General features: G+C 71.3%; 18 protein-coding genes. 8 read left to right on the top strand and 10 right to left on the bottom strand.

Going from position 1 to position 20,640, the window contains the following annotated elements; all coding sequences use genetic code 11:
• Positions 1-196 precede the first annotated feature (196 nt).
• Entirely contained in the window at positions 197-1,402 is a 1,206-nt protein-coding gene (locus OG251_RS18385) for a cytochrome P450 (protein ID WP_326678217.1), read from the top strand.
• Between the two features lie 24 nt (positions 1,403-1,426).
• Here the strand turns inward: OG251_RS18385 and OG251_RS18380 are convergent, their stop codons facing one another.
• The 3 genes from OG251_RS18380 to OG251_RS18370 all read right to left on the bottom strand — a co-directional run bounded on the left by OG251_RS18380 (position 1,427) and on the right by OG251_RS18370 (position 3,491).
• On the bottom strand, positions 1,427-1,759 hold the full coding sequence (locus OG251_RS18380; RefSeq protein ID WP_326678216.1) for a hypothetical protein: 333 nt from the start codon (positions 1,757-1,759) through the stop codon (positions 1,427-1,429).
• A 170-nt stretch (positions 1,760-1,929) separates the two neighbouring features.
• Positions 1,930-2,865: an NAD-dependent epimerase/dehydratase family protein gene (locus OG251_RS18375; RefSeq protein ID WP_326678215.1), complete on the bottom strand. Its 936-nt coding sequence runs from the start codon at positions 2,863-2,865 to the stop codon at positions 1,930-1,932.
• Complete coding sequence (locus OG251_RS18370) at positions 2,862-3,491, bottom strand: ScbR family autoregulator-binding transcription factor (RefSeq protein WP_326681306.1); 630 nt, start codon at positions 3,489-3,491, stop codon at positions 2,862-2,864. The genes OG251_RS18375 and OG251_RS18370 overlap by 4 nt, the downstream gene beginning before the upstream one ends.
• Before the next feature lie 113 nt (positions 3,492-3,604).
• On the opposite strand from OG251_RS18370, the gene OG251_RS18365 reads away from it, so the two are divergent.
• The gene (locus OG251_RS18365) at positions 3,605-4,591 is read left to right on the top strand and encodes a ScbA/BarX family gamma-butyrolactone biosynthesis protein (protein WP_326678214.1); all 987 of its coding nucleotides are present in this window, start codon (positions 3,605-3,607) and stop codon (positions 4,589-4,591) included.
• Complete coding sequence (locus OG251_RS18360; RefSeq protein ID WP_326678213.1) at positions 4,588-5,556, top strand: LysR family transcriptional regulator; 969 nt, start codon at positions 4,588-4,590, stop codon at positions 5,554-5,556. Before OG251_RS18365 ends, OG251_RS18360 begins: the two co-directional genes overlap by 4 nt.
• A gap of 143 nt (positions 5,557-5,699) precedes the next feature.
• On the opposite strand, the gene hemA is transcribed toward OG251_RS18360, so the two are convergent.
• Positions 5,700-6,929 carry a 5-aminolevulinate synthase gene (hemA, locus tag OG251_RS18355; protein WP_326678212.1) on the bottom strand — a complete coding sequence of 410 codons (1,230 nt, stop codon included), beginning with the start codon at positions 6,927-6,929 and terminating at the stop codon, positions 5,700-5,702.
• 208 nt (positions 6,930-7,137) lie between these two features.
• Between hemA and OG251_RS18350 the strand changes: the two genes are divergently transcribed.
• Positions 7,138-7,656 (top strand): GNAT family N-acetyltransferase, encoded by a 519-nt coding sequence (locus tag OG251_RS18350; RefSeq protein ID WP_326678211.1) that lies wholly within the window; start codon positions 7,138-7,140, stop codon positions 7,654-7,656.
• A 300-nt stretch (positions 7,657-7,956) separates the two neighbouring features.
• On the opposite strand, the gene OG251_RS18345 is transcribed toward OG251_RS18350, so the two are convergent.
• Both OG251_RS18345 and OG251_RS18340 read right to left on the bottom strand, forming a co-directional pair.
• On the bottom strand, positions 7,957-9,582 hold the full coding sequence (locus OG251_RS18345) for an ABC transporter permease (protein WP_326678210.1): 1,626 nt from the start codon (positions 9,580-9,582) through the stop codon (positions 7,957-7,959).
• Positions 9,579-10,490, bottom strand: a complete 912-nt coding sequence (locus OG251_RS18340; protein ID WP_326678209.1) for an ABC transporter ATP-binding protein — start codon at positions 10,488-10,490, stop codon at positions 9,579-9,581. The genes OG251_RS18345 and OG251_RS18340 overlap by 4 nt, the downstream gene beginning before the upstream one ends.
• A gap of 90 nt (positions 10,491-10,580) precedes the next feature.
• Between OG251_RS18340 and OG251_RS18335 the strand changes: the two genes are divergently transcribed.
• Positions 10,581-11,108: a GbsR/MarR family transcriptional regulator gene (locus OG251_RS18335; protein ID WP_326678208.1), complete on the top strand. Its 528-nt coding sequence runs from the start codon at positions 10,581-10,583 to the stop codon at positions 11,106-11,108.
• 252 nt (positions 11,109-11,360) lie between these two features.
• Here OG251_RS18335 and OG251_RS18330 read toward each other — a convergent pair whose 3' ends face one another.
• On the bottom strand, positions 11,361-11,633 hold the full coding sequence (locus OG251_RS18330; protein ID WP_326678207.1) for a DUF1876 domain-containing protein: 273 nt from the start codon (positions 11,631-11,633) through the stop codon (positions 11,361-11,363).
• Positions 11,634-11,696: 63 nt separating this feature from the next.
• On the bottom strand, positions 11,697-12,713 hold the full coding sequence (locus OG251_RS18325) for a diacylglycerol kinase (RefSeq protein ID WP_326678206.1): 1,017 nt from the start codon (positions 12,711-12,713) through the stop codon (positions 11,697-11,699).
• A 186-nt stretch (positions 12,714-12,899) separates the two neighbouring features.
• Here OG251_RS18325 and OG251_RS18320 point away from each other — a divergent pair, with 186 nt between their 5' ends.
• Positions 12,900-14,183, top strand: a complete 1,284-nt coding sequence (locus OG251_RS18320; protein WP_326678205.1) for an adenylosuccinate synthase — start codon at positions 12,900-12,902, stop codon at positions 14,181-14,183.
• 101 nt (positions 14,184-14,284) lie between these two features.
• Here the strand turns inward: OG251_RS18320 and OG251_RS18315 are convergent, their stop codons facing one another.
• Positions 14,285-16,486, bottom strand: a complete 2,202-nt coding sequence (locus OG251_RS18315) for a serine/threonine-protein kinase (RefSeq protein ID WP_326678204.1) — start codon at positions 16,484-16,486, stop codon at positions 14,285-14,287.
• A 202-nt stretch (positions 16,487-16,688) separates the two neighbouring features.
• On the bottom strand, positions 16,689-18,218 hold the full coding sequence (locus OG251_RS18310) for a substrate-binding domain-containing protein (protein ID WP_326678203.1): 1,530 nt from the start codon (positions 18,216-18,218) through the stop codon (positions 16,689-16,691).
• Positions 18,219-18,508: 290 nt separating this feature from the next.
• On the opposite strand from OG251_RS18310, the gene OG251_RS18305 reads away from it, so the two are divergent.
• The gene (locus OG251_RS18305) at positions 18,509-19,417 is read left to right on the top strand and encodes a glycoside hydrolase family 19 protein (protein WP_326681305.1); all 909 of its coding nucleotides are present in this window, start codon (positions 18,509-18,511) and stop codon (positions 19,415-19,417) included.
• A gap of 303 nt (positions 19,418-19,720) precedes the next feature.
• The gene (locus OG251_RS18300; protein ID WP_326678202.1) at positions 19,721-20,611 is read left to right on the top strand and encodes a glycoside hydrolase family 19 protein; all 891 of its coding nucleotides are present in this window, start codon (positions 19,721-19,723) and stop codon (positions 20,609-20,611) included.
• The last annotated feature ends 29 nt before the right edge of the window (positions 20,612-20,640 follow it).

Genomic DNA, 20,640 nt, shown 5'->3' with positions numbered 1-20,640 from the left:
GGGCCGTGGTGTCGGCTTCCGTGTGGTGTCGGCTTCCGTGTGGTGTCGGCTTCCGTGTGGCGCCGGTCCCGCGTGGTGTCGGCTTCCGTGTGGCGCCGGCCTCCCGGTACGGCGTGAAGCCTCCGCGTACGGGGCCGGCCGGCCCCGTACGCGCCGGAGCCCTTGCGGTGGCGCCCGGCGCCGGTAGCGTCGGGTCATGCACGTGTCCTTCGATCCCTGGTCTCCGGCGTTCGTCGCCGATCCGTACCCCGCCTACGCCGCCCTGCGTGCCACCGGCCGGGCGCACTACTTCGAGCCGACCCGGCAGTGGCTGATCCCGCACTACTCCGATGTGTCGGGCCTGCTGCGTGACCGGCGTCTGGGCCGCACGTATCTGCACCGCTTCACCCACGAGGAGTTCGGCCGCCCGGCACCGCCCGACGCGCACGAGCCGTTCCACACCCTCAACGGGCAGGGTCTCCTCGATCTGGAGGCCCCCGACCACACCCGGATCCGGCGGCTCGTCTCCAAGGCGTTCACCCCGCGTACGGTCGAGGGGCTGGCGCCGACCGTGCGGCGGCTGGCGGCCGAGCTGGTGGACGCGCTCGTCGCCGAGGGCGGCGGCGATCTGCTGGCAGCGGTCGCCGAACCCCTGCCGGTCGCCGTCATCGCCGAAATGCTCGGGGTCCCGGAGTCCGACCGGGCGCTGCTGCGGCCCTGGTCGGCGGCCATCTGCGGGATGTACGAGCTGAACCCGTCCGAGGAGACCGCGCGGGCCGCCGTCCGCGCCTCGGTCGACTTCTCCGCGTACCTGCGCGAACTGATCGCCGAGCGCCGGGGGCAGCCGGGGGACGACCTGATCTCCGCGCTCATCGCCGCCCACGACGAGGGGGAGCGGCTGAGCGAGCAGGAGATGATCTCCACCTGTGTGCTGCTGCTGAACGCGGGGCACGAGGCGACGGTCAACACCACCGTCAACGGGTGGCGCACGCTCTTCGCGCACCCGGACCGGCTCGCGGCGCTGCGCGCGGACCACGGGCTGCTGCCGACGGCCGTGGAGGAGCTGATGCGGTACGACACCCCGTTGCAGATGTTCGAGCGCTGGGTGCTGGACGACATCGAGATCGGCGGCACGGTCATTCCGCGCGGATCGGAGGTGGCGCTGCTGTTCGGCTCGGCCAACCGGGACCCGGAACGGTTCGCGGAGCCGGACGTGCTCGATCTGTCCCGGCAGGACAACCCGCACGTCACGTTCGGGGCAGGTATCCACTACTGTCTGGGCGCGCCGCTGGCCCGTATCGAACTCGCCGCCTCGTTCGGTGAGTTGCTGCGCAGGGCGCCGACGATGCGGGTGACGGCCGAGCCCGAGTGGAATCCCGGGTATGTGATCCGGGGGCTGAAGGAGCTGCGCGTGGAGCTGTGAGCCGACGGGCGGAGTGCGGTGGGCTCAGCAGGGGTCGCCGCACAGCTGGGGTTCCGGGCCGGCCAGGACGTCGAAGCCGTAGCCGAGGGCCGCCAGGGCGGTGACGGCCGTCATCAGGCCCAGTGCGGGGCGCCACCGGCCCCGGACGAGGGCGAAGACGCCCAGCGCGGCGGCGGTTCCGCCGAGCGTCATGACGGGGAGACCGAGCCACACCACGTTCCAGTTGGAGGCGGATTCGAAGCCGCCGAACAGCCCGTCCCGGCCGTACGGGGTCCAGGCCGCGATACCCGCCACGGCGCCGACGGCGGCGACCAGGCATCCGGCGATTCCGGTGACGGCTTCTCGTCGAGTGTCCATGTGCGGGGGGACGCGGCGGGCCGGAGTCCGGTTCCGGCCGCGTCGGACGCGCCCGGAGCGCGGACGTGCGGGGGTCCGGGACGCACCCGGAGCGCGAACGTGCGGCGGTTCGGGTCGCTTCGGCCGTCCCGGTCGCCCCGGAGTGCGGTCGCCCCGGAGCGCGGCGCGTTTCAGGCCAGCAGCGTGCGGTACCAGTCGGCCGAGGCGGCCAGCCGGTCGAGGGGGCCGGGGCCCGGTTCCACTCCGGTGCGCTGCCAGACCGCGTCGGACCGGTACCAGTGGTCCTGCGCGAGGAGATGGAACTGTCTCTCGCTCACGATCCCCGGACGGCCGGCGTGCTCCTGGAGGCAACGGTCCCAGGACCAGTCCTCGTCGGCGGGAGGGGGCACGATCCCGTGCTCGGCGAGGGCCGCGACCAGGTCGCCGATCCGTACCGGCCGGGGATGCGCCGCGTGGAAGACCGCGGGCCCCGGTGGTGCGGGTGCCAGGGCGACTGCGGTGATCAGCCGCCCCAGGTCCGACGCGTCCACGACCGACAGCGAGGCGGCTCCGCCCGCCCACCGGCCGGGCACGCGCTTCAGCAGCTCGGCCAGCGCGGTGACGACCCAGAGGTCGCCCGTTCCCAGGACCAGCCCGGCGCGGAGCACCACCGCTCCGGCCCGCAGTGCGTGCTGTTCGCCCGCGAGCCGCGTCGCGCTGGCGGCCGACACCGGGGCGGGGGTGAGGTCGGGAATGTCCTGGCCGGTGTGCGGGCCCCGGCCGTAGACCGCCGTGGTGGACAGATGCACGACGCGCGGTGTCCCGGCGCGTACCGCCTCCGCCATGAGGGCCGCGGTGCCCGCCTCGTTCACGGCGCGGCAGCTCTCCTCGGTCCCGGAGACCTTGGACGCCAGGTGGACCAGTACGTCGGCGTCCTCGCAGATCCCGTGCAGCGAGCCGGAGTCGGTGAGTTCGGCCCGTACCCACTCCACGCCCGGTGTGCCGGCGTGGACCGGACGCCGGCCGGCGAAGCGGACCGTCACCCCGTCACGGGCGAGCAGCTCCTTGGCGACATGCGCGCCGATGAACCCCGTGCCACCGGTGACGACGATCCGGGTGCCGGTCACCCCGTTTCCCTCACGGGCACGCCGTTCAGGTCGAGTGCGGCGAGCATCTCGGGTGTGGCGATGCCGGGCAGCAGGAAGCGCCACAGGTTCGTGATGCGCAGGGTCAGGTCCGAGCGGCCCGTCGTTATCTCCGACATCAGCTGCGTCCCGGTGTACGCGCCGACGAGTGTCTGCGAGAAGCTCTTCTCGTCGACGTCGTCGCGGAGTTCACCCGCCGCCCTGGCCACCACCAGCTCCTTGTGGAAGAGCGCCGCCCACCAGGAGTAGATCGAGTCGTCGTGCCGGGCCGGTCCCGCGGGGTCCACGGCGAGCCGCACTCCGGCGCGCAGCAGAACATTGTTCTGCATCTCCACGGCCAGCATGAGGGTGACGTTCACCAACTGTTGCAACCCCCGTGGTTCCGCGGGCAGTTCCAGGTCGGCCGCCTGCTCCAGCATGACCGCGTGCGCCAGTTCCTCCTTCGATTTGAAGTGGAAGTACATGGCGCCCTGCGTCATGCCCGCGCGGGCGAGGATTTTGTTGGTACCCGCCCCGTAATATCCGCATTCGTCGAAACACTCGGCCGCGGCCCTGAGGAGGGCCCTCCGGGTCCGGACGGCACGTTCCTGTGGTGGTTTGGACTTCATCAGGATGACCCATGCTTTCTCGACAAACAAAGAGACCTCCCTCTATGTTAATGAAATGATGATCGCCGCTCAACTCGGCGGCGAGTGCTCTTACACGGAGGGGGGCGGTCCTCGTGCCCGCACACGACGCTGCTGGAAACTGCATCCTCGACCCAGTCATCGACCAAGTGCCGCAGCACTATGTGCACAAGTCGAACGCCGCTGAGGTCTACCTCGAGAACTGGACCAGGACAGGGCCCGACGCCTTCCGCGTCGTCGCCGACTGGCCCGCCACGCACGCCTTCTACCGTGTGGGGACGGCGTTCGATCCCCTGCTGCTCTGCGAGACCATCCGTCAGACCTTTCCGCTGCTGTGCCACGCCGCGTACGAGGTGCCGATCGGGCATCAGCTCATCTGGGAGAGCTTCGCCTTCCAGGTCGACAGCGCCGCGTACGGTGCGGACCTCGGCAGTGAGGTCGAACTCCACGTCGAGTGCTTCGATCTGTCGTACCGGGGCAGCCGTCCGGCCGCCCTCTCCATGCGCATGGTCATCACGCGGGGCGGCGTCGAAGTGGCGACTGCCCGGACCAGATTCACCACCCACACCCCGGGGGTCTACCGGCGACTGCGCGGGTCCTACGCCGACGCGTCCGCGGCCATGGCCCGTTCGGTGCCCGCCCCCGCGCCGGCCGCCGCCGAAGACGTCCGGCGGTCGCACGAGGACGATGTCGTGATCAGCTCCGGCACTCCGGGTGAGGACAGGCAGCTCAGAGTCCTCGCCCCGCACCCCGTCCATTTCGACCACCCCGTGGACCATGTGCCGGGCATGCTGCTGCTGGAGTCGGCGCACCAACTGACGTACGACCTGATGCGCGGAGGCGGCCGTCCGGTCGAGATATCCGCCCTGGACTGCACGTTCACCCAGTACGTCGAGCTGGACGTGCCCTGTGCGCTCCGCACCGAGCCCCTCGGCCCCGATGACGCGGGCCGCGCCCGGCTCCGGGTCGAAGCCGTGCAGGCCGGCCGTGTCGCCTTCGCGGCCACGGTCACCACGACAGCGGCGGCGACGGTGGCGGAGACCGGGGCCGACGAACCCGCAGGGAAAGGCAGAGAGGCATGACACAACAACCCGAGGACACTCCCCGAATACCCGCAGCCCCCGTCCCGACCGCACGCATCACGGGGGTCAACCTGCGGCATCTGCACGCCTTCCTCGCCGTTGCCGACACCCTGAGCTTCACCCACGCCGCCGCCAGGATGTCGAGCAACCAGCCCGCCCTGACCCGGTCCATCCGCCGTCTCGAAGAGCACATGGGCGTGCGGCTCTTCCAGCGCACCACCCGCCAGGTCTCCCTGACCCCGGCGGGCGCGGCCCTGCGCGACGAACTCCAAGTGCTGCTGCCCCGCTTCGAGAAGGCCCTGTTCCCCGAGGGCGCCGCGCCCGTTCTGCGGCTCGGGTTCTCCTGGCTGCTCCCCGACGAGTGGGTCCACGAGGCCATCCGGCGCTTCGAGGAGGAGACCGGCGCCCGCGTCGAACTGCGGCGCCGCGACGACGCGTGCGCCGGGGTCGACCAGGCGGCCGTCGATGTGGCGATCCTGCGGGGCCGACCGCGGCGCGGCGGGGTGAAGGAGACGCTGCTCGGCACCGAGCGTTACGTCGCCGCCGTCCCGCGCCGGCATCCGCTGGCCGTACGGGAGCAGCTGGACTGGTTCGAACTGGCCGAGTACCCCCTCGTGCTCAACGAGGTCACCGGCCCCGTGCAGCAGAAGGACTGGGGCCTCGCCCGTCGCCCCGGCACCGTGCTGTGCTGCCTCAACTTCGACGAGTGCATCGAGTCGGTGGCCGCGGGCAAGGGCATCAGCGTGGTGCCCGACCTGGTACTGCGGCGCAATGTCCACCCCTCCGTGGCCTTCGTGCCGCTGCGGGGAGGGCCGAGCATCGCCATCTCGCTGATCCGGCCGGTCCAGGGCAGTCACCCCCTGTCGGATCGGTTCGTCCGCGTGGTCCAGCAGGTCCTGGCACCGGCCGCGCGGCGCTGCGGCACCCGCGAGTCCGCCCTCGCCGCCCCGTCGGCGGGGGACTGACGGCGGGGCCTGGCGGCGCGGTCGGCGTCCGGGCCCGACGGCGGGCCCGGCGGCGGGTTCGGCGGCCGGGGGCCGATGGGGCGCATGGGGTGACCGTCCGGTACGACGGTCACCCCATGCGTCCACGGCAATCGGCAGTGGGGTCACACGGGTACCCGGCGCAGCGTGCGGGGCAGTCCCTCGCATTCCCAGACCGAGTCCAGCGCATGGGCGAAGCCCACGATCTCGTCATCGCTGTGGTGCGGCGCGGGGGTGATGCGCAGCCGCTCCGAACCCACCGGCACACTGGGCGCGTTGACGGGCTGGACATAGCAGGCGTACTGGTCCAGGAGCCGACGGGCGACATTGCGGCACCTGACGGCGTCGCCGACGAGTACCGGCACGATGTGCGCGGCCTCGGACGCCACGGGGATGCCGTCGGCGCGCAGCAGTCCCTGGAGGAGCGCCGCCTTCCGGTGCAGCGCGGCCCGCTCCCCGTCCGAACGCTTGAGATGGCGGACGGCGGCGAGCGCTCCGGCCGCGGCCGCCGGGGGCAGCGAGGCGGTGAAGAGGAACGCGGACGCGAAGCTCCGCACCGCGTCGATCACCGCACCGGACCCGGCGATGTAGCCGCCCGCCGTGCCGAACGCCATCTCCAGCGTTCCCCGGACGACGTCGAAGTGTCCGCCCAGCCCGCGTTCGGCGGCCAGGCCCGCTCCGCGCGGCCCGTAGACGCCCACCGCGTGCGCCTCGTCGAGATAGGTGAACGCGCCGTGGTGTCGGGCGAGTTCGGCGATCCGCTCCAGTGGTGCGGGGTCGCTCCCCATGGCGTAGATGCTCTCCAGGGCGATGATCTTCGGCACCGACGGCTCCGTACCGGCCAGCAGCTCTTCCAGGTGGTCGGTGTCGTTGTGCCGGAAGACATGCTTCTCGGCCCCGCTGTGCTGGATACCGGCGGTCATCGAGGCGTGGTTGAGGTCGTCCGCGAACACGACGCATCCGGGCGGCCGCCCCGCCAGTACCGTCAGCGCGGCGTCGTTCGCCGAGTATCCGGAAGGGAAGATGAGGGCGGACTCCATGCCGTGGAGATCCGCCAACTCCTCTTCCAGCGCGACATGGTGACGGTCGTCGCCCGCGAGGTCCCTGGAACCTCCGCTGCCGGCGCCCGCCTCGTCGGTGGCCTTCTTCCTCGCCGCCAGGACGAGCGGATGCTGCCCCATGCCGAGGCAGTCGTTGCCGCACCACACGCTGATCCGCCTGCCGTCGCCGGGGCCGTACTTCAGCGTGGTGGGGAGGGCGCCGGCTCTGCGCTCGATCTCCAGGAACGTGCGGTAGGCGCCCCGCTTCTGGAGCGTGTCGGTCGGGGGCAGGAAGAATTCATCGTGGTGAAACACTGGCCCTCCGGTGAACACGGATTTCCGGACGTGACGTCAGGAATGTATAGGCGCCTGTCGCGCAAGGGAAATGCCGAATCCGCAGGGTCATGCGGAAGCTGCATAAATCGAGGTCGGGGCGGCTCCGGAAGTACTCATTCCCCACGTGCATAGATGATGTACAGGTCCCATTTCTCATGCTGTGGGTATCGCCCTAAAGTCCATCGGTATGAGTTCCCAGGAGAAACCGCAGCCGCGGTCGGCCGACATGGGTGACATAGAAGAGCTCGTGCGCCTGCGCGGCTGTCTACTCAGCTCGGGGAGCGGCGCCCAGGTGGCCCGTACCCCCGAGGAGGACGACCTCTGGAAGCGCGCCTACCGGGCCTGGCTCGGCCGTGTCCTCGCCGGTGAGGAGGAGACCGTGCATGTCTCGGTGGTCGGCGGTGCGCATGCCCTGGTCGCCTGCGCCGTCGCCGTCGTGGACCAGCGTGCCCCGACCGTGCGATGTCCCAGTGGCCGGTCCGGCTGGGTGCAGACCGTGGTGGTCGACCCGGCGTCGCGGCATCGCGGGCTCGGGGCACGGGTGATGGACCACGCCCTCGGCTGGCTCCGCGCGGCGGGCGCCGAAGCGGTCGTCCTGCAGACCACCGAGGCCGGCTCCCCGCTCTACCGCAGGCTCGGATTCCGGCCGTCCGGCGAAGAGCTGCTTTCCCTGAGCCTGGAGGCGTCCGACTCCTCAAGGTCCTGATCATCGGAATCGTGGATGCCGGAATCGGGTATGCGGGGGAAATGATTCCGCGCCGCCCTCGTTGACCCCCGGGTGCCGGGGGAATTCGCGTATGGGGGGCGCTTGCGCAAGGCCGTGGACATTCCCTGATTCCCGCTACGAGATCGAACTGGATGTCTGACCCCGCCCCGGCCGCTGCCCCGGCTCCCGCCGCCGACCGGCAGGGATGATCCGCTGACGGGAACAGGGGCGAGGAACTCCGGCTCGGGCCGGGAACTCGGGGGCGGGCGGTGAGTTCCCGGTCGGGTGGTGAGCTCCGGGTCAGGTCACTATGTCGCGGCGTCGCAGCGCCGCCAGGCCCGCCGTCACCACGACCGCCGCGACCGCGGTCAGCAGCAGCACCGGGGTCCAGGCCATCTCCCCGCCCGGCAGCTTCGGCAGGTGGCTGAACGGCGAGAGGTTCATCGCGGTGCGCGGCAGGTCCACCGCCGGACCGATCCAGCCGATCGCCAGGCAGAGCCCGGCGACGCCCCACGAGGCCGATGCCAGCTTCGGCGCTGCCCCGTGGAGCAGGACCGCGATGCTGCCGAGCAGCCAGACCGCGGGGACCTGGACCAGGGTCGCGCCCAGGATCGCGGGAAGGCGATGGCCGTATCCGAGGGCCAGACCGAGGCCGCCGACGGCCATGATGAGCGCGGCGCCGCCGAAGGCGATGACCAGGTGCCCGGCGGCCCAGCCGATGCGGCCGACCCCGCCCGCGAGGACGGGTTCGGCGCGCTGGCCGGTCTCCTCGCCGTGCAGCCGGAGCACCGAGGCGACGATGTACAGCGCGGCCACCATCCCCAGCATCCCGACCATCGTCGCCAGGAACGCGTCGGTCAGCCCGGACTGACCGCCCATCCGCTCGAAGATCTCCTTCGTCTTCTCGTTGTCGCCGACCAGCTCCGCCGCTCCGCCGGTCAGCCCGCCGAAGATCACGCCGACGGCGGCGAAGGAGAGCGTCCAGCCGATCAGTGAACCGCGCTGGAGCCGCAGCGCCAGTCCGGCCGCTGTGGAGAGCCGCCCCGTGGCCGGGCCCGGACGGGTCGCCAGGAAGCTCATGCCGACATCGCGCCGCCCGGCCAGGGTGTACGCGAGCACGGCCTGGACCCCGATCGCGGCGGCCAGGATGAGCAGGACCCACCAGCGCTCGACGGCGTAGGCCCGGACATGCTCGGCCCAGCCGATGGGGGAGAGCCAGGTCAGCGCGGAGGAGCCGTCGGCCGACGCGGAGTCGCCCGCCGCCTTCAGGACGAACGCGGCCCCGATCACCGCTGCCGTCAGCCCCTTCGCCAGCCGGGCGCTCTCGGTGAACTGGGCGGCGATGCCCGCCGTGCAGGCGAAGAGCACGCCCGTACCGGCCACCGACAGGGCCAGCGCCACCGCTCCCGCGCCGCCCGCACCGGCGCCCGCCAGCGCGGCCACGATCACCAGGGCCAGCGCGGCGTTGGCGATCACGGCGGCCAGGAGGGCGGCGGTCAGCGGAGCGCGCCGGCCCACCATCGCGGAGGAGAGCATCTCCTGCCGCCCGGTCTCCTCCTCCTCGCGGGTGTGCCGGATCACGATGATCAGGCTCATCACGGCGGCCAGCGCGGCTCCGAAGCCGACCATGCGCCAGGTCACGAGCCCGCCGAGCGAGTCGTCGAAGATCGGCCCGTACAGCGCGCGGATCGAGCTGTTGCCGTTCATCGAGGCGGCCAGTTCGGCGCGCTGGGCGGCCGTCCCGTACAGCGAGGAGTAGGACTTGGCCACGGAGGAGAAGGAACCTCCGAGCACCAGGACCCAGATCGGCATCATCAGCCGGTCCCGGCGCAGGGCGAGCCGCAGCAGGCTCCCGGTCCCGGCGAGCGGGGCGTGACGCGGCGCCGGGCGGCGTACGGCGGTGGGGGCGGTCAAGGTCGCGGTCATCGCGCCGTCATCTCCTCGGGCGCCTGGTCGGCGGCGTAGTGCCGCATGAACAGCTCCTCCAGCGTGGGTGGGGTGCTGATCAGCGAACGGACCCCGGAGGCGGTGAGCGACGCGAGCACCGCGTTCAGCTTGTCCGTGTCCACCTGGAGCTTGACCCGGCCGCCCTGGATGTCGAGATCGTGCACCCCGGGCAGCCGCGTGAGCCCGTCGGGTGCGCGGGAGAGCTCTGCGGTGATGCTCGTACGGGTCAGGTGGCGCATGTCCGCGAGCGAACCCGTCTCCACCGTCCGGCCCTGCCGGATGATGCTGACCCGGTCGCAGAGCGCTTCGACCTCGCTGAGGATGTGGCTGGAGAGCAGCACGGTCCGGCCGCGGTCCCGCTCCTCCTCGACGCAGCTCTGGAAGACCTCCTCCATCAGCGGGTCCAGCCCGCTGGTCGGCTCGTCCAGGATCAGGAGGTCGACGTCGGAGGCGAAGGCGGCGACGAGGGCGACCTTCTGGCGGTTGCCCTTGGAGTACGTACGCCCCTTCTTCGTCGGGTCCAGCTCGAACCGTTCGATCAGGTCGGCGCGGCGGGAGAGGTCCAGCCCGCCGCGCAGCCGCCCGTAGAGGTCGATGACCTCGCCGCCGGAGAGATTGCGCCACAGGGTGACGTCACCGGGGACGTACGCCACGCGCCGGTGCAGGGCTACCGCGTCGTGCCACGGGTCCCGGCCGAGCAGCTGCGTGGCGCCCGAGTCGGCCCGCAGCAGCCCCAGCAGAACCCGGATGGTGGTGGACTTCCCGGCACCGTTGGGCCCGAGGAAGCCGTGGACCTCGCCGGTCTCGACCGTGAGATCGAGGCCGTCCAGCGCATGTGTCCGCCCGAACGACTTGTGCAGTCCGGCCACGGTGATTGCCTTCGTCATGTTCTGAACGTACGCTACTTTCACAAACTTGTGAAGTTAAGGAAGCGTATAAAATTGAGCCGTGATCCGGGCAGGGGAGACGATGTGGCGATGAACAGCGAGAACGGCGCGGACGCGCGTGAGGGACAGGCCGAGCGGGACGCTGCGGCCGTGTCGCGGTTCATCGAGCGGTTCGCCGCCGACATGACGGAGGCGGGCATGCAGCGGATGGCCTCCCGGGTCTTCGCGGCGCTCCTCGCCGACGACGACGCGTCGATGACGTCGGCGGAGCTGGCCCTCGCGCTCCAGATCAGCCCGGCCGCCGTGTCCGGCGCGGTCAGCTATCTCACCCAGGTCGACATGGTGAGCCGCGAGCGCGAGCCCGGCTCCCGCCGCGACCGCTACCGCTTGCACGACGAGATCTGGTACACCACGTTCGCCAGCCGGGACCGGGTGCTCACCCGCTGGGAGGACACCCTCAGGGAGGGCGCCCGCACGCTGGGCGACGACTCCCCGGCCGGGGCCAGGATGGCGGAGACGGCGGCGTTCTTCGAGTTCCTCCAGTCGGAGGTGGCGGGGATGATGGACCGCTGGAAGGCCCACCGCGAGACACTGCGTTTCCCGCCGGAGCAGGAGTGAGGGAGCGGGCGGGAGCAAGCGGTCAGGAGTGCCTGGTCAGGAGTGAGCGACCAGGAGTGAGCGGGCAGCGCTGATCCGGCCGGATCAGCTGGGATCCCGCCGGATCGGTGTGCTCCTGCGGATCGGGTGTGAGCCCGCGGACCGGGTGTGATCCGGCGGTTTCGGGTGTGATCCCGCAGCGGACAGATCGGTGGACGTGGGGGCGGCAGCAGTGGCCGGCCGGTCACGTCAACGGTGGCGAACGGCGTCCTGCTACGTCAGCGGGTACGACGTCCTGCCGGAGGCCTCGTCGATCTCCTCGTGTGCCTTGGTCAGCAGCCTCATCGCCAGTTCGTTGAGCGCACGCGCTCCCGCGATCTCCTCGCCGACCCTCTGCTGATCCGCGTCGGAGGGGTGGCGGCTGGCGTATCCGTGCGCCCGCACCTCGCTCCCGTCGGAGAGCCTCACCATCGCCGCCGCGCGGGTGCGGTGGGTGTCCTCCTCGAATTCCAGCTCGATGTGCCAGCCGACAGCCGTCCGGGTCATGACAGTCACCTCCGAAACCTCCAGAGCCCCCGCGAACCCCCTGGCCCCCGCACCCCTCCCCTCTCAGAGTGCGCCCGTTCCCCCGTCCGCGCTCGCCGGGCAGGGCAGCATCAGCCCCCAGGCGCCGGCCCGCACCGTCCACGTCCGGGTCCGGACCGGGCCGCCGACCTGTATGTCCGCCCGGTAGCGGAAGTCCGCGCCGGAGACGGTGACGGCCTTCGCCTCCGCCGTGACCGTCCCGCCCGCCGATGTGTGCACCACCACATCGGCGAGTCCGCCGTCGCCCTGCGACGTCACCGAGACGCACTCGACCGGCCGGTCCAGGTCATTGAGCAGGATCCCGTCCGCCTCGACCCGCAGCCGGTGTTTCCGCAGCGGCGTGGCATGGGAGGGCAGCCCCGGGCGCACCAGGGACGCCATCAGCGAGCGGCAGGTGTCCCAGACCGCCGTGACACCCGTGTGCGGCTCACCCGAGCCCGAGCCGGAACCCGAGCCCGAGCCGGAACCCGAGCCCGATCCCGAGCCGTAACCAGAGCGCGAGCCGGAACCCGAGCCTGAGCCGTAGCCCGACCCCGGGCCCCCTTCGTGCCCCGGACCCGGACCAGCGCCCGTCCCCGGGCCCGGAAGCGGGCCGGGGATGCGCAGGTGGCCCAGGACGACGCCGTCGCTGTCGTCCACCAGCAGGTCCAGTTTCCGTACGGCTCCGTCGAGCGCCGTTCTCGCGGCGGCCACCGCGCCCCGGGGCACGCCGAGTGCGCGGGCCAGTTCCAGCGCGTGCGCGGCGCCGACCGGGATCAGGGAGAGCACGCCGTCGGCCAGCTCCCGCTCGCGGTGCAGCTGGGCCACCGCGCGCAGCAGCGCATGGTCGTCGCCGACGACCACCGGCCTTCGGTTGCCCCGGCGGGCCAGGGCCCGCGCGAACTCCTCCGGACTGTCCGGGAGGCAGATCTTGGCGTGCGAGCCGGCGCTCAGCACGTCCTTGGCGATACGTACGGACTCGCCGTCGGTCCGGCGGGCAACCGGGTCGATGAGCACCAGAAGCTGGTGGTCGCCGTCGTCGGGGGGCTCTGCAGCCGACACCTCGGTCCTTCCTCGGGTAGCATCTTGGTGCAAGAGCCCCTTGCGCTATTGCGCCAGGGGCTTCGTCTATTCCGGGGCACCCGGTTCGACGGCTCAGGCTTTGCCGTACATCGTCGTGCGGCAGGTACGACCTTTACGTACGCCCCCTGACCTTGGACATGCCCCGCCCGGAAGGGGTGTACGCCTGTGCCCGCACTTGTGCTGCTCGGTGCTCAGTGGGGTGACGAGGGCAAGGGGAAGGCCACCGACCTCCTCGGTGGATCCGTGGACTATGTGGTGCGTTACCAAGGCGGCAACAACGCCGGTCACACGGTCGTCGTAGGCGACCAGAAGTACGCACTGCATCTCCTCCCCTCCGGAATCCTGTCGCCGGGGTGTACCCCGGTCATCGGAAACGGTGTCGTGGTCGACCCGGCGGTCCTGCTCTCCGAGCTGAGCGGTCTGAACGAGCGAGGCGTCGACACGTCCAAGCTTCTGATCAGCGGCAACGCTCATTTGATCACTCCGTACAACGTCACGCTCGACAAGGTGACGGAACGCTTCCTCGGTAAGCGGAAGATCGGCACGACGGGCCGCGGTATCGGCCCGACGTACGCCGACAAGATCAACCGGGTGGGCATCCGCGTCCAGGACCTCTACGACGAGTCGATCCTGGAGCAGAAGGTCGAAGCGGCCCTGGAGCAGAAGAACCAGCTTCTGGCCAAGGTCTTCAACCGGCGCGCGATCGAGGCCGGAAAGATCGTCGAGGAGATGCTCCAGTACGCGGAGCAGATCAAGCCCTACGTCGCCGACACGACGCTGATCCTCAACGACGCCATCGACGAGGGCAAGGTCGTCCTGTTCGAGGGCGGCCAGGGCACCCTGCTCGACGTCGACCACGGCACGTACCCCTTCGTCACCTCCTCGAACCCGACCGCGGGCGGCGCCTGCACCGGTTCCGGGGTGGGCCCGACGAAGATCAGCCGGGTCATCGGCATCCTCAAGGCGTACACGACGCGCGTCGGCGCCGGGCCGTTCCCCACGGAGCTGCTCGACGAGGACGGCGAGGCGCTGCGGCGCATCGGTGGCGAGCGCGGTGTCACCACCGGCCGTGACCGTCGCTGCGGCTGGTTCGACGCCCCGATCGCGCGGTACGCGACCCGGGTCAACGGCCTCACCGACTTCTTCCTCACCAAGCTGGACGTGCTCACCGGCTGGGAGCAGATCCCGGTCTGCGTCGCGTACGAGATCGACGGCAAGCGCGTCGAGGAACTCCCGTACAACCAGACCGACTTCCACCACGCGAAGCCGATCTACGAGAACCTGCCGGGCTGGTCCGAGGACATCACCAAGGCCAAGACCTTCGACGACCTGCCGAAGAACGCGCAGGCGTACGTGAAGGCCCTGGAGGAGATGTCGGGCGCACCGATCTCCGCGATCGGTGTCGGCCCCGGCCGTACCGAGACCATCGAGATCAACTCGTTCCTGTAGGGACCACGCCAGGGACCGGACAGGAACACCGCGGTACGTGACGAAGGGCCCCGGGGCCGGCGTGACAGCGCCGGTCGGGGGCCCTTCCCCGTGGTGGCGGGTCAGCCGGCGCGGCGGTAGCTGGAGGGCTCGGCGTCCTCGCCCAGCCAGGTGAGGGAGAGTCCGTCGGCGCCCTTCATGCGGACCGTGCGGGAGTTCCCGGCCTCGCACTGGTCCTCCGGTTCCGCCGCCGTCACCACGCGCGGGCCCAGCCGCAGACCGTTGCTGTTCGCGTCGACGAGGACGCTCTCCCACTCGCAGTGGTACGCGGGGCCGTCGCCGGTGTACTTGGCGACCACCTCGCCGTACGCGCCCTGGCTCAGGACCAGCGTGGTGGTCTCGCCGGGACCGGCGTCCCCGTCCGTGCCGGAGTTCACGTACTTCCAGGTGCCGAGGAAACCGGCCGGGATCGGCGCGGAGTTCTCCGCGGCCCGGCTCAGGACCACGCTCTCGTCGCCGTCGCCGCTGGTCCAGATCAGGGTGCCGTTGTCGTGGGCGCGCAGGGTCTGCTTCCCGCCGTCGGAGCAGCCTTCCTCGGGGATGCTGCTGACCTTGCGGGACTCCAGCACCATCAGGTTGTCGAACGAGACGAGTTCGGCGGCCCCGGTGCACAGCACGTCGTCGAAGGAGTTGAACGTCGTGGCGACGTCGGCGCCCTCGGAGCCCTGGGTGATGGTGATCCGCCGGAACGAGACGACATCCCCGTCGCCGTTCTTGCCCGAGCCCTGCCAGGTGCCCAGGTACTCCTTGCCGATCACGCCCTCCACGGCGGCGGAGACGGACGGGCCGGGCGAGGCGGTCACCGGGGTCTTGCCGTCCTCGGAGGGGTCGGCGGAGGGATCGGTCCTGTCGGACGCGGAGCCGCCCTTGCCGTCGCCCGCGCTGTTGCGCTTGTCCCCGTCGTCGTCCTCGCCCCCGTTCATCGCGGCGTAGGTGAGGCCGCCCGCGAGCAGCGCGACGGCGGCGACGACCGCGGCGACGGTGAGCGTGGTGCGCCTGCCGCGGGCGGGCCGTGGCTCGGTCGTGAGGGATACGGGGGTGGGCGCGCCGAACACGCCGAGCGGGGGAGGGGGCGTCGGGCCGGGCGGCGCCGACGGAGCCGCGTGTGGGGCTTGAGGGGCCTGTGCGACGCCGGGAGCCGGCGTCTCCGGAGCCGCCGGTGCTTCCGCGGCCGGAGCGCCGGACGGAGGGGTGCCGGGCGGGACCGGAGCCGGGCTCACCGGGGGCGGTGGTGCCGACGGGGCCGGGGGCGCGGCGGCGAGGGGCACGGACGCGGTGGGCGGTGCGGTCGGGGGAGGGGGCGTCGGAGCGGCGGACGGTGCCGGCGGCCCGCTCCGGAGCCGGGTCTTCGGCGCCTCGGAGTCCAGCAACTCGGCTGCCCGGCGGCCCAGTTCGGCGATCAGTGTGCCCGGCAGCCATGGCTCGGCCCCGTCCGCGCCATCGGTCGCGTCCGTCGTGCGTGCCACTACCTCGGCCGGGGTGGGCCGGTCCGCCGGATCCTTCGCCAGGCAGTCCCGCACCAGTTCCGCGAGGCCCGCCGGGAGACCGCTCAGATCCGGCTCCTCCTGGGCGATCCGGAACATCACCGCGTGCATCCCGCTGGTGGAGGTGCCGAACGGCTGGCGGCGGGTGGCGGCGAAGGCCAGCACCGAGCCGAGCGAGAACACGTCGCTGACGGGCGTGAGGGTCTCGCCGCGCACCTGTTCCGGGGACATGTAACCGGGCGAGCCGATCACGGCTCCGGTACGGGTCAGCTTTCCGTCGGCGGTCACCGCGTCCAGCGCACGGGCGATCCCGAAGTCGATGACGCGGGGTCCGTCGATGGTCACCAGGATGTTCGCGGGCTTGAGGTCCCGGTGGATCAGCCCGGCGGAGTGCACGGCGGTGAGCGCCTGGGCCAGCCGGTGGGCCAGGATGCGCACCGAACGTTCCGGCAGCGGCTCGGTCCGGCCCGCGATCACCGCGTGCAGCGAGGGGCCGGGGACATAGCCCGTGGCCACCCAGGGGGCGGGCGCGTCGGTGTCGGCGTCCAGCACCGGGGCGGTCCACTCGCCGCCCACCCGGCGGGCGGCGGCGACCTCCTGGGCGAACCGCCTGCGGAACTCGGGTTCCGTGGCGAGTTCGGACCGGACGAGTTTCACGGCGACGGTCCGTCCGCCCGCGGAACGCGCCAGATACACCTCGCCCATGCCGCCCGCGCCGAGCCGGGCAAGAAGGCGATAGGGACCGATGTGTGACGGGTCGTCATGTGTCAGCTGATCCACCGGGGAATCCTTGCACAGCCGCTGCGCAGCAGGTCCGGGGAGCGTGAGCAGTGGTGCCGTTCCGTTACGCGGCCGGAGCCGGGCGGCGGGATATGTCCCTCTTCGGGCGGGGCCGGTGGAAGCCCGCCGCCGGGACCCCCCGAAGGGAGACCCCACGGAGGGACCCCGCGCCGGGGCCGCACCGGGGCGTCGGCGCAGGGCCTCAGTCCTCGCCGCAGATCCGCAGCCCCTTCGGGGTCGCGCACGGCAGATGCCCGTGCGTGCTGATCACGTCCTGGCCGCTGCCCCGGCTCAGATAGCCGAGGAAGCTGGAGGCCAGCGAGTCGGCGGGCGGCCGGCCGTAGGTGTACGCGTACTCGATCTCCCGGTACGGGTAGGAGCTGTCGCCGATCGTGTCGACGGACGGGGTGGCCCCGTCGATCGCGATCCGGTGCAGCCCGGCCGGCTCGCTGCCCGCGCGCAGTTCGCTGTAGCCGATGGCGCCGTCCAGCCGGGCGACCGTGTCCAGGACCTGGTCGGTGCCGTCGAGTTCGCAGCGCACGACCCGGGCCCGCGCGTCGTCCTTCGTGGCGCAGTCGCGGGAGGACTGGGCGGGCTCGTTGCGGTCCAGCACCCGGCGCTGGAACACCTCGCGGGTACCGGAGTTGGCGTCCCGGCTGACCAGCAGGATGTCCAGGTCCGGGCCGCCGATCTGCCGCCAGTTGCGGACCTCTCCCCGGTAGATCCGCCGTACGTCACTCAGGCTGAGGTCGCGGACCGGCACCTTGTCGTTGACGACGAGCGAGAAGAGCGAGACGGCGACGCGGGTCTCGCGCAGCTGCGGATAGCCGGCCGGTTTCGGGCCGTCGGAGAGTGCGATCAGCGCGGGCGCGCCGGGCTTCCCGGCCTTCGCGCCCCTGGCCGCCAGCTCCCGTATCCCGGAGGTGCTGCCGTGTGTCTCCACGCGGACGGTGGAGCCCTCGCACTGCTTCATGTACCTGTCCGCCAGCTCCCTGACGACCGGGTCGAAGGCGGTCGAGCCGGTCACCCGCAGCTCGCCCCGGGCGCAGTCGAGGGGCGGCGGGGTGTCGTCCCGGATCAGGATGATCGAGGCGAGCGTGATCACGCAGATGGTCAGGGCCACCGTGATCAGCCGGGCGGCCCGGCCGAAGAGCGGGGGCTTGTCGTCGGGGCGGGCGGCGCTGTTCGGGGTCACCTCGCCGTCGCGGATGCCGCCGGTGATCCGGATGGGGCTGCCGATGTTCGCCCCGGTGAGCAGGACCAGCAGCTTGAAGTGCTCGCCCCGGTTGAGCGGTACCCGGGGCAGCCGGATGAACGGGCCGGTGTGCCGCATCCCGGCCGCCGGGGTGAAGTGCTCCATCAGGTGATCGGCGCCCGGCGACTGGGTGACGGCGATGCCGCGTACGACGCGCCCGGTGAACTCGACGGTCAGGCCGTGCGGTTCACGGCCGGTGTAGTCGCTGTCGGCGATGGACTGCGAGCCGTCGTTCTCGACGCGCAGCAGGACGAGCGTGGCATCGGACATCTCCGGGGTCTCGCTGAAGAGCCCGAGCCGTACGTTGGCCCGCCCCAGGCTGACGTCGCTGCCGATCGGGGTGTCCATCTGGACGCGGTACCCGACGCGCTTGCGGCGCGGTACGCGGCGCTCGTACCAGAGCACCCCTACCGAGGCCAGGACGCCGAGGACGGCGGTGAGTACGGCCACGACGTTCTCGGCGCTGAACCACTCCACGGTTTCCCCCGCACTCCCCCTGCGCGCATGGGCGCGCGCGGTGCGAACCATCAGTTCGTGTCACCGTACGGGCGTGCGGGAGGGGCAGGGAGGGATGGCGGCAGGGCGTCGTGCGATGTTCGCCCGCCGTTCAGTGAGGGAGCGTCATGGACCTTCGGGGCAGGGGCGCTTCATGGTCTAGACCTTGACAGGTCCAGACCAGCAGGGCTTGAGTGTTCGGCACGTCAAGTCGGCACGTCAACTCCGCCCGCCGTGGCGTTCGGCGCGCCGCGTCGAAGGAGTGAGCAGCGCTGAACCGCATCAAGAGTTTCCTGACCGTCCTGAGCGCCGTCGTCGCGGCGGCCGCCTTCGTCCCCGCGGCCTCCGCGACGGCCGCCGCCACCGGACCTGCGGCCGCCTCCGCCGGGCTCGCCGAAACCTCCGCGTGTGCGCCGCTCTGGAGTTCCTCGACCGCCTACACGGCCGGTGGCACCGTCTCCCACCACGGGCGCAACTGGAGCGCCAAGTGGTGGACGCGGAACGAGAATCCGGGTGCCACCACCGTCTGGTCCGACCGGGGAGCCTGTACGGGCGGGGTCTCGGACTTCGTGATCAGCGAGGCGCGGTTCGACGAGATCTTCCCGGACCGCGACGCCTTCTACACCTACCAGGGGCTGATCGACGCCCTGCACGCCTATCCGCGCTTCGCCAACACCGGGACGCCCGGGACGCGGGCCCGCGAGGCCGCCGCCTTCCTGACGCACGCGCACTTCGAGTCGGTCGGTCTGAAGTACGTGAAGGAGATCAACGAGGCCAACTACTGGCGCAAGTGCGACTACAGCCGGCCCTACGGCTGCCCGGCGGGCCAGAAGGCGTACTACGGCCGCGGCCCGATCATGTTCAGCTGGAACTTCAACTACAAGGCCGCCGGTGACGCGCTCGGCCTCGATCTGCTGAACAACCCGTGGCTCGTCGAGCAGGACCCGTCGGTCGCCTGGCAGACCGCCCTCTGGTACTGGAACACCCAGAACGGCCCCGGCACCATGACCTCGCACGAGGCCATGGTCGGCGGTGCGGGCTTCGGCGAGACCATCCGTTCGCTCAACGGCGCGCTGGAGTGCAACGGCGGCAACCCCGGGTCGGTGGCGGCGCGGGTGGCCACGTACGAGCGGATCACCGGGATCATCGGTACGGCGCCGGGCTCCGGTCTCACCTGCTGAGCCGGGCTCCTGGATTCGAACGTTCCACATGCTGGACGGGCCCGCAGGTTTTTCCTCCGGGTCCATCGGCGGCCGATGTCGCGATGCGGACCGAGTGCCCCTGGAATCACCGCTGTTGAGAGCGCTCCCAGCCGCATCGGCCGGGGTGGTCCGGCGTCTGTGCGTGCCGAAGAACATGTGAAGGGAACATGTCTTCGGGTTGGTCTAGACCTTGACAGGTCCAGACCATAATCGCTTGAGTGGCGGTCACCCCCATGGCGGCGTGCACGGTCGAACGTGGCGCCGCACCGAAGGAGTGATCACGTGATCAGACGCGTCATGAGTCTTCTGGCCGCGCTCGGCGCGGTCGTCGCGACGATCGTCGTTCTCCCCGCCACCACGGCCGCGGCGGCCGACTGCGCCCCGGCCTGGAACTCCTCGTCCGTCTACACGGGCGGCGGCTCCGCCTCGTACAACGGGCACAACTGGTCCGCCAAGTGGTGGACCCAGAACGAGAAGCCGGGCACCTCGGACGTCTGGGCGGACAAGGGCTCCTGCGGCAGCGGCGGCACCGACCCGGGGGAGCCCAACCCGTCGGGCTTCGTCGTCAGCGAGTCGCAGTTCAACCAGATGTTCCCGAACCGGAACCCGTTCTACACCTACAGCGGCCTGACCGCCGCGCTGAGCGCCTACCCGGGCTTCGCCAACACCGGCAGCGACACGGTCAAGCGCCAGGAGGCGGCGGCGTTCCTCGCCAACGTCAGCCATGAGACCGGCGGTCTGGTCTACATCGTCGAGCAGAACCAGAGCAACTACCCGCACTACTGCGACGCGACCCAGCCCTACGGCTGCCCGGCGGGGCAGGCCGCGTACTACGGCCGCGGCCCCATCCAGCTCAGCTGGAACTTCAACTACAAGGCCGCGGGCGACGCGCTCGGCATCGACCTGCTGGGCAACCCGTACCTGGTGGAGCAGAACGCTTCCGTGGCCTGGAAGACCGGCCTGTGGTACTGGAACACCCAGAACGGCCCCGGCACCATGACGCCCCACAACGCCATGGTCAACGGCGCCGGTTTCGGTGAGACGATCCGCTCGATCAACGGCAGCCTGGAGTGCAACGGCGGCAACCCCGGCCAGGTCCAGAGCCGCATCAACAAGTACACGGCGTTCACCCAGATCCTCGGCACCACCACCGGCTCGAACCTGAGCTGCTGACCGTCGGTCCCCCATCCGGGACGGGGGTG

Source organism: Streptomyces sp. NBC_01237 (genome assembly GCF_035917275.1).
In the GTDB taxonomy this organism is placed as follows: Bacteria; Actinomycetota; Actinomycetes; order Streptomycetales; family Streptomycetaceae; genus Streptomyces.
The sequence above is the reverse complement of the archived record's forward strand: the minus strand, read 5'-3'. Positions and strand labels throughout refer to the sequence as shown.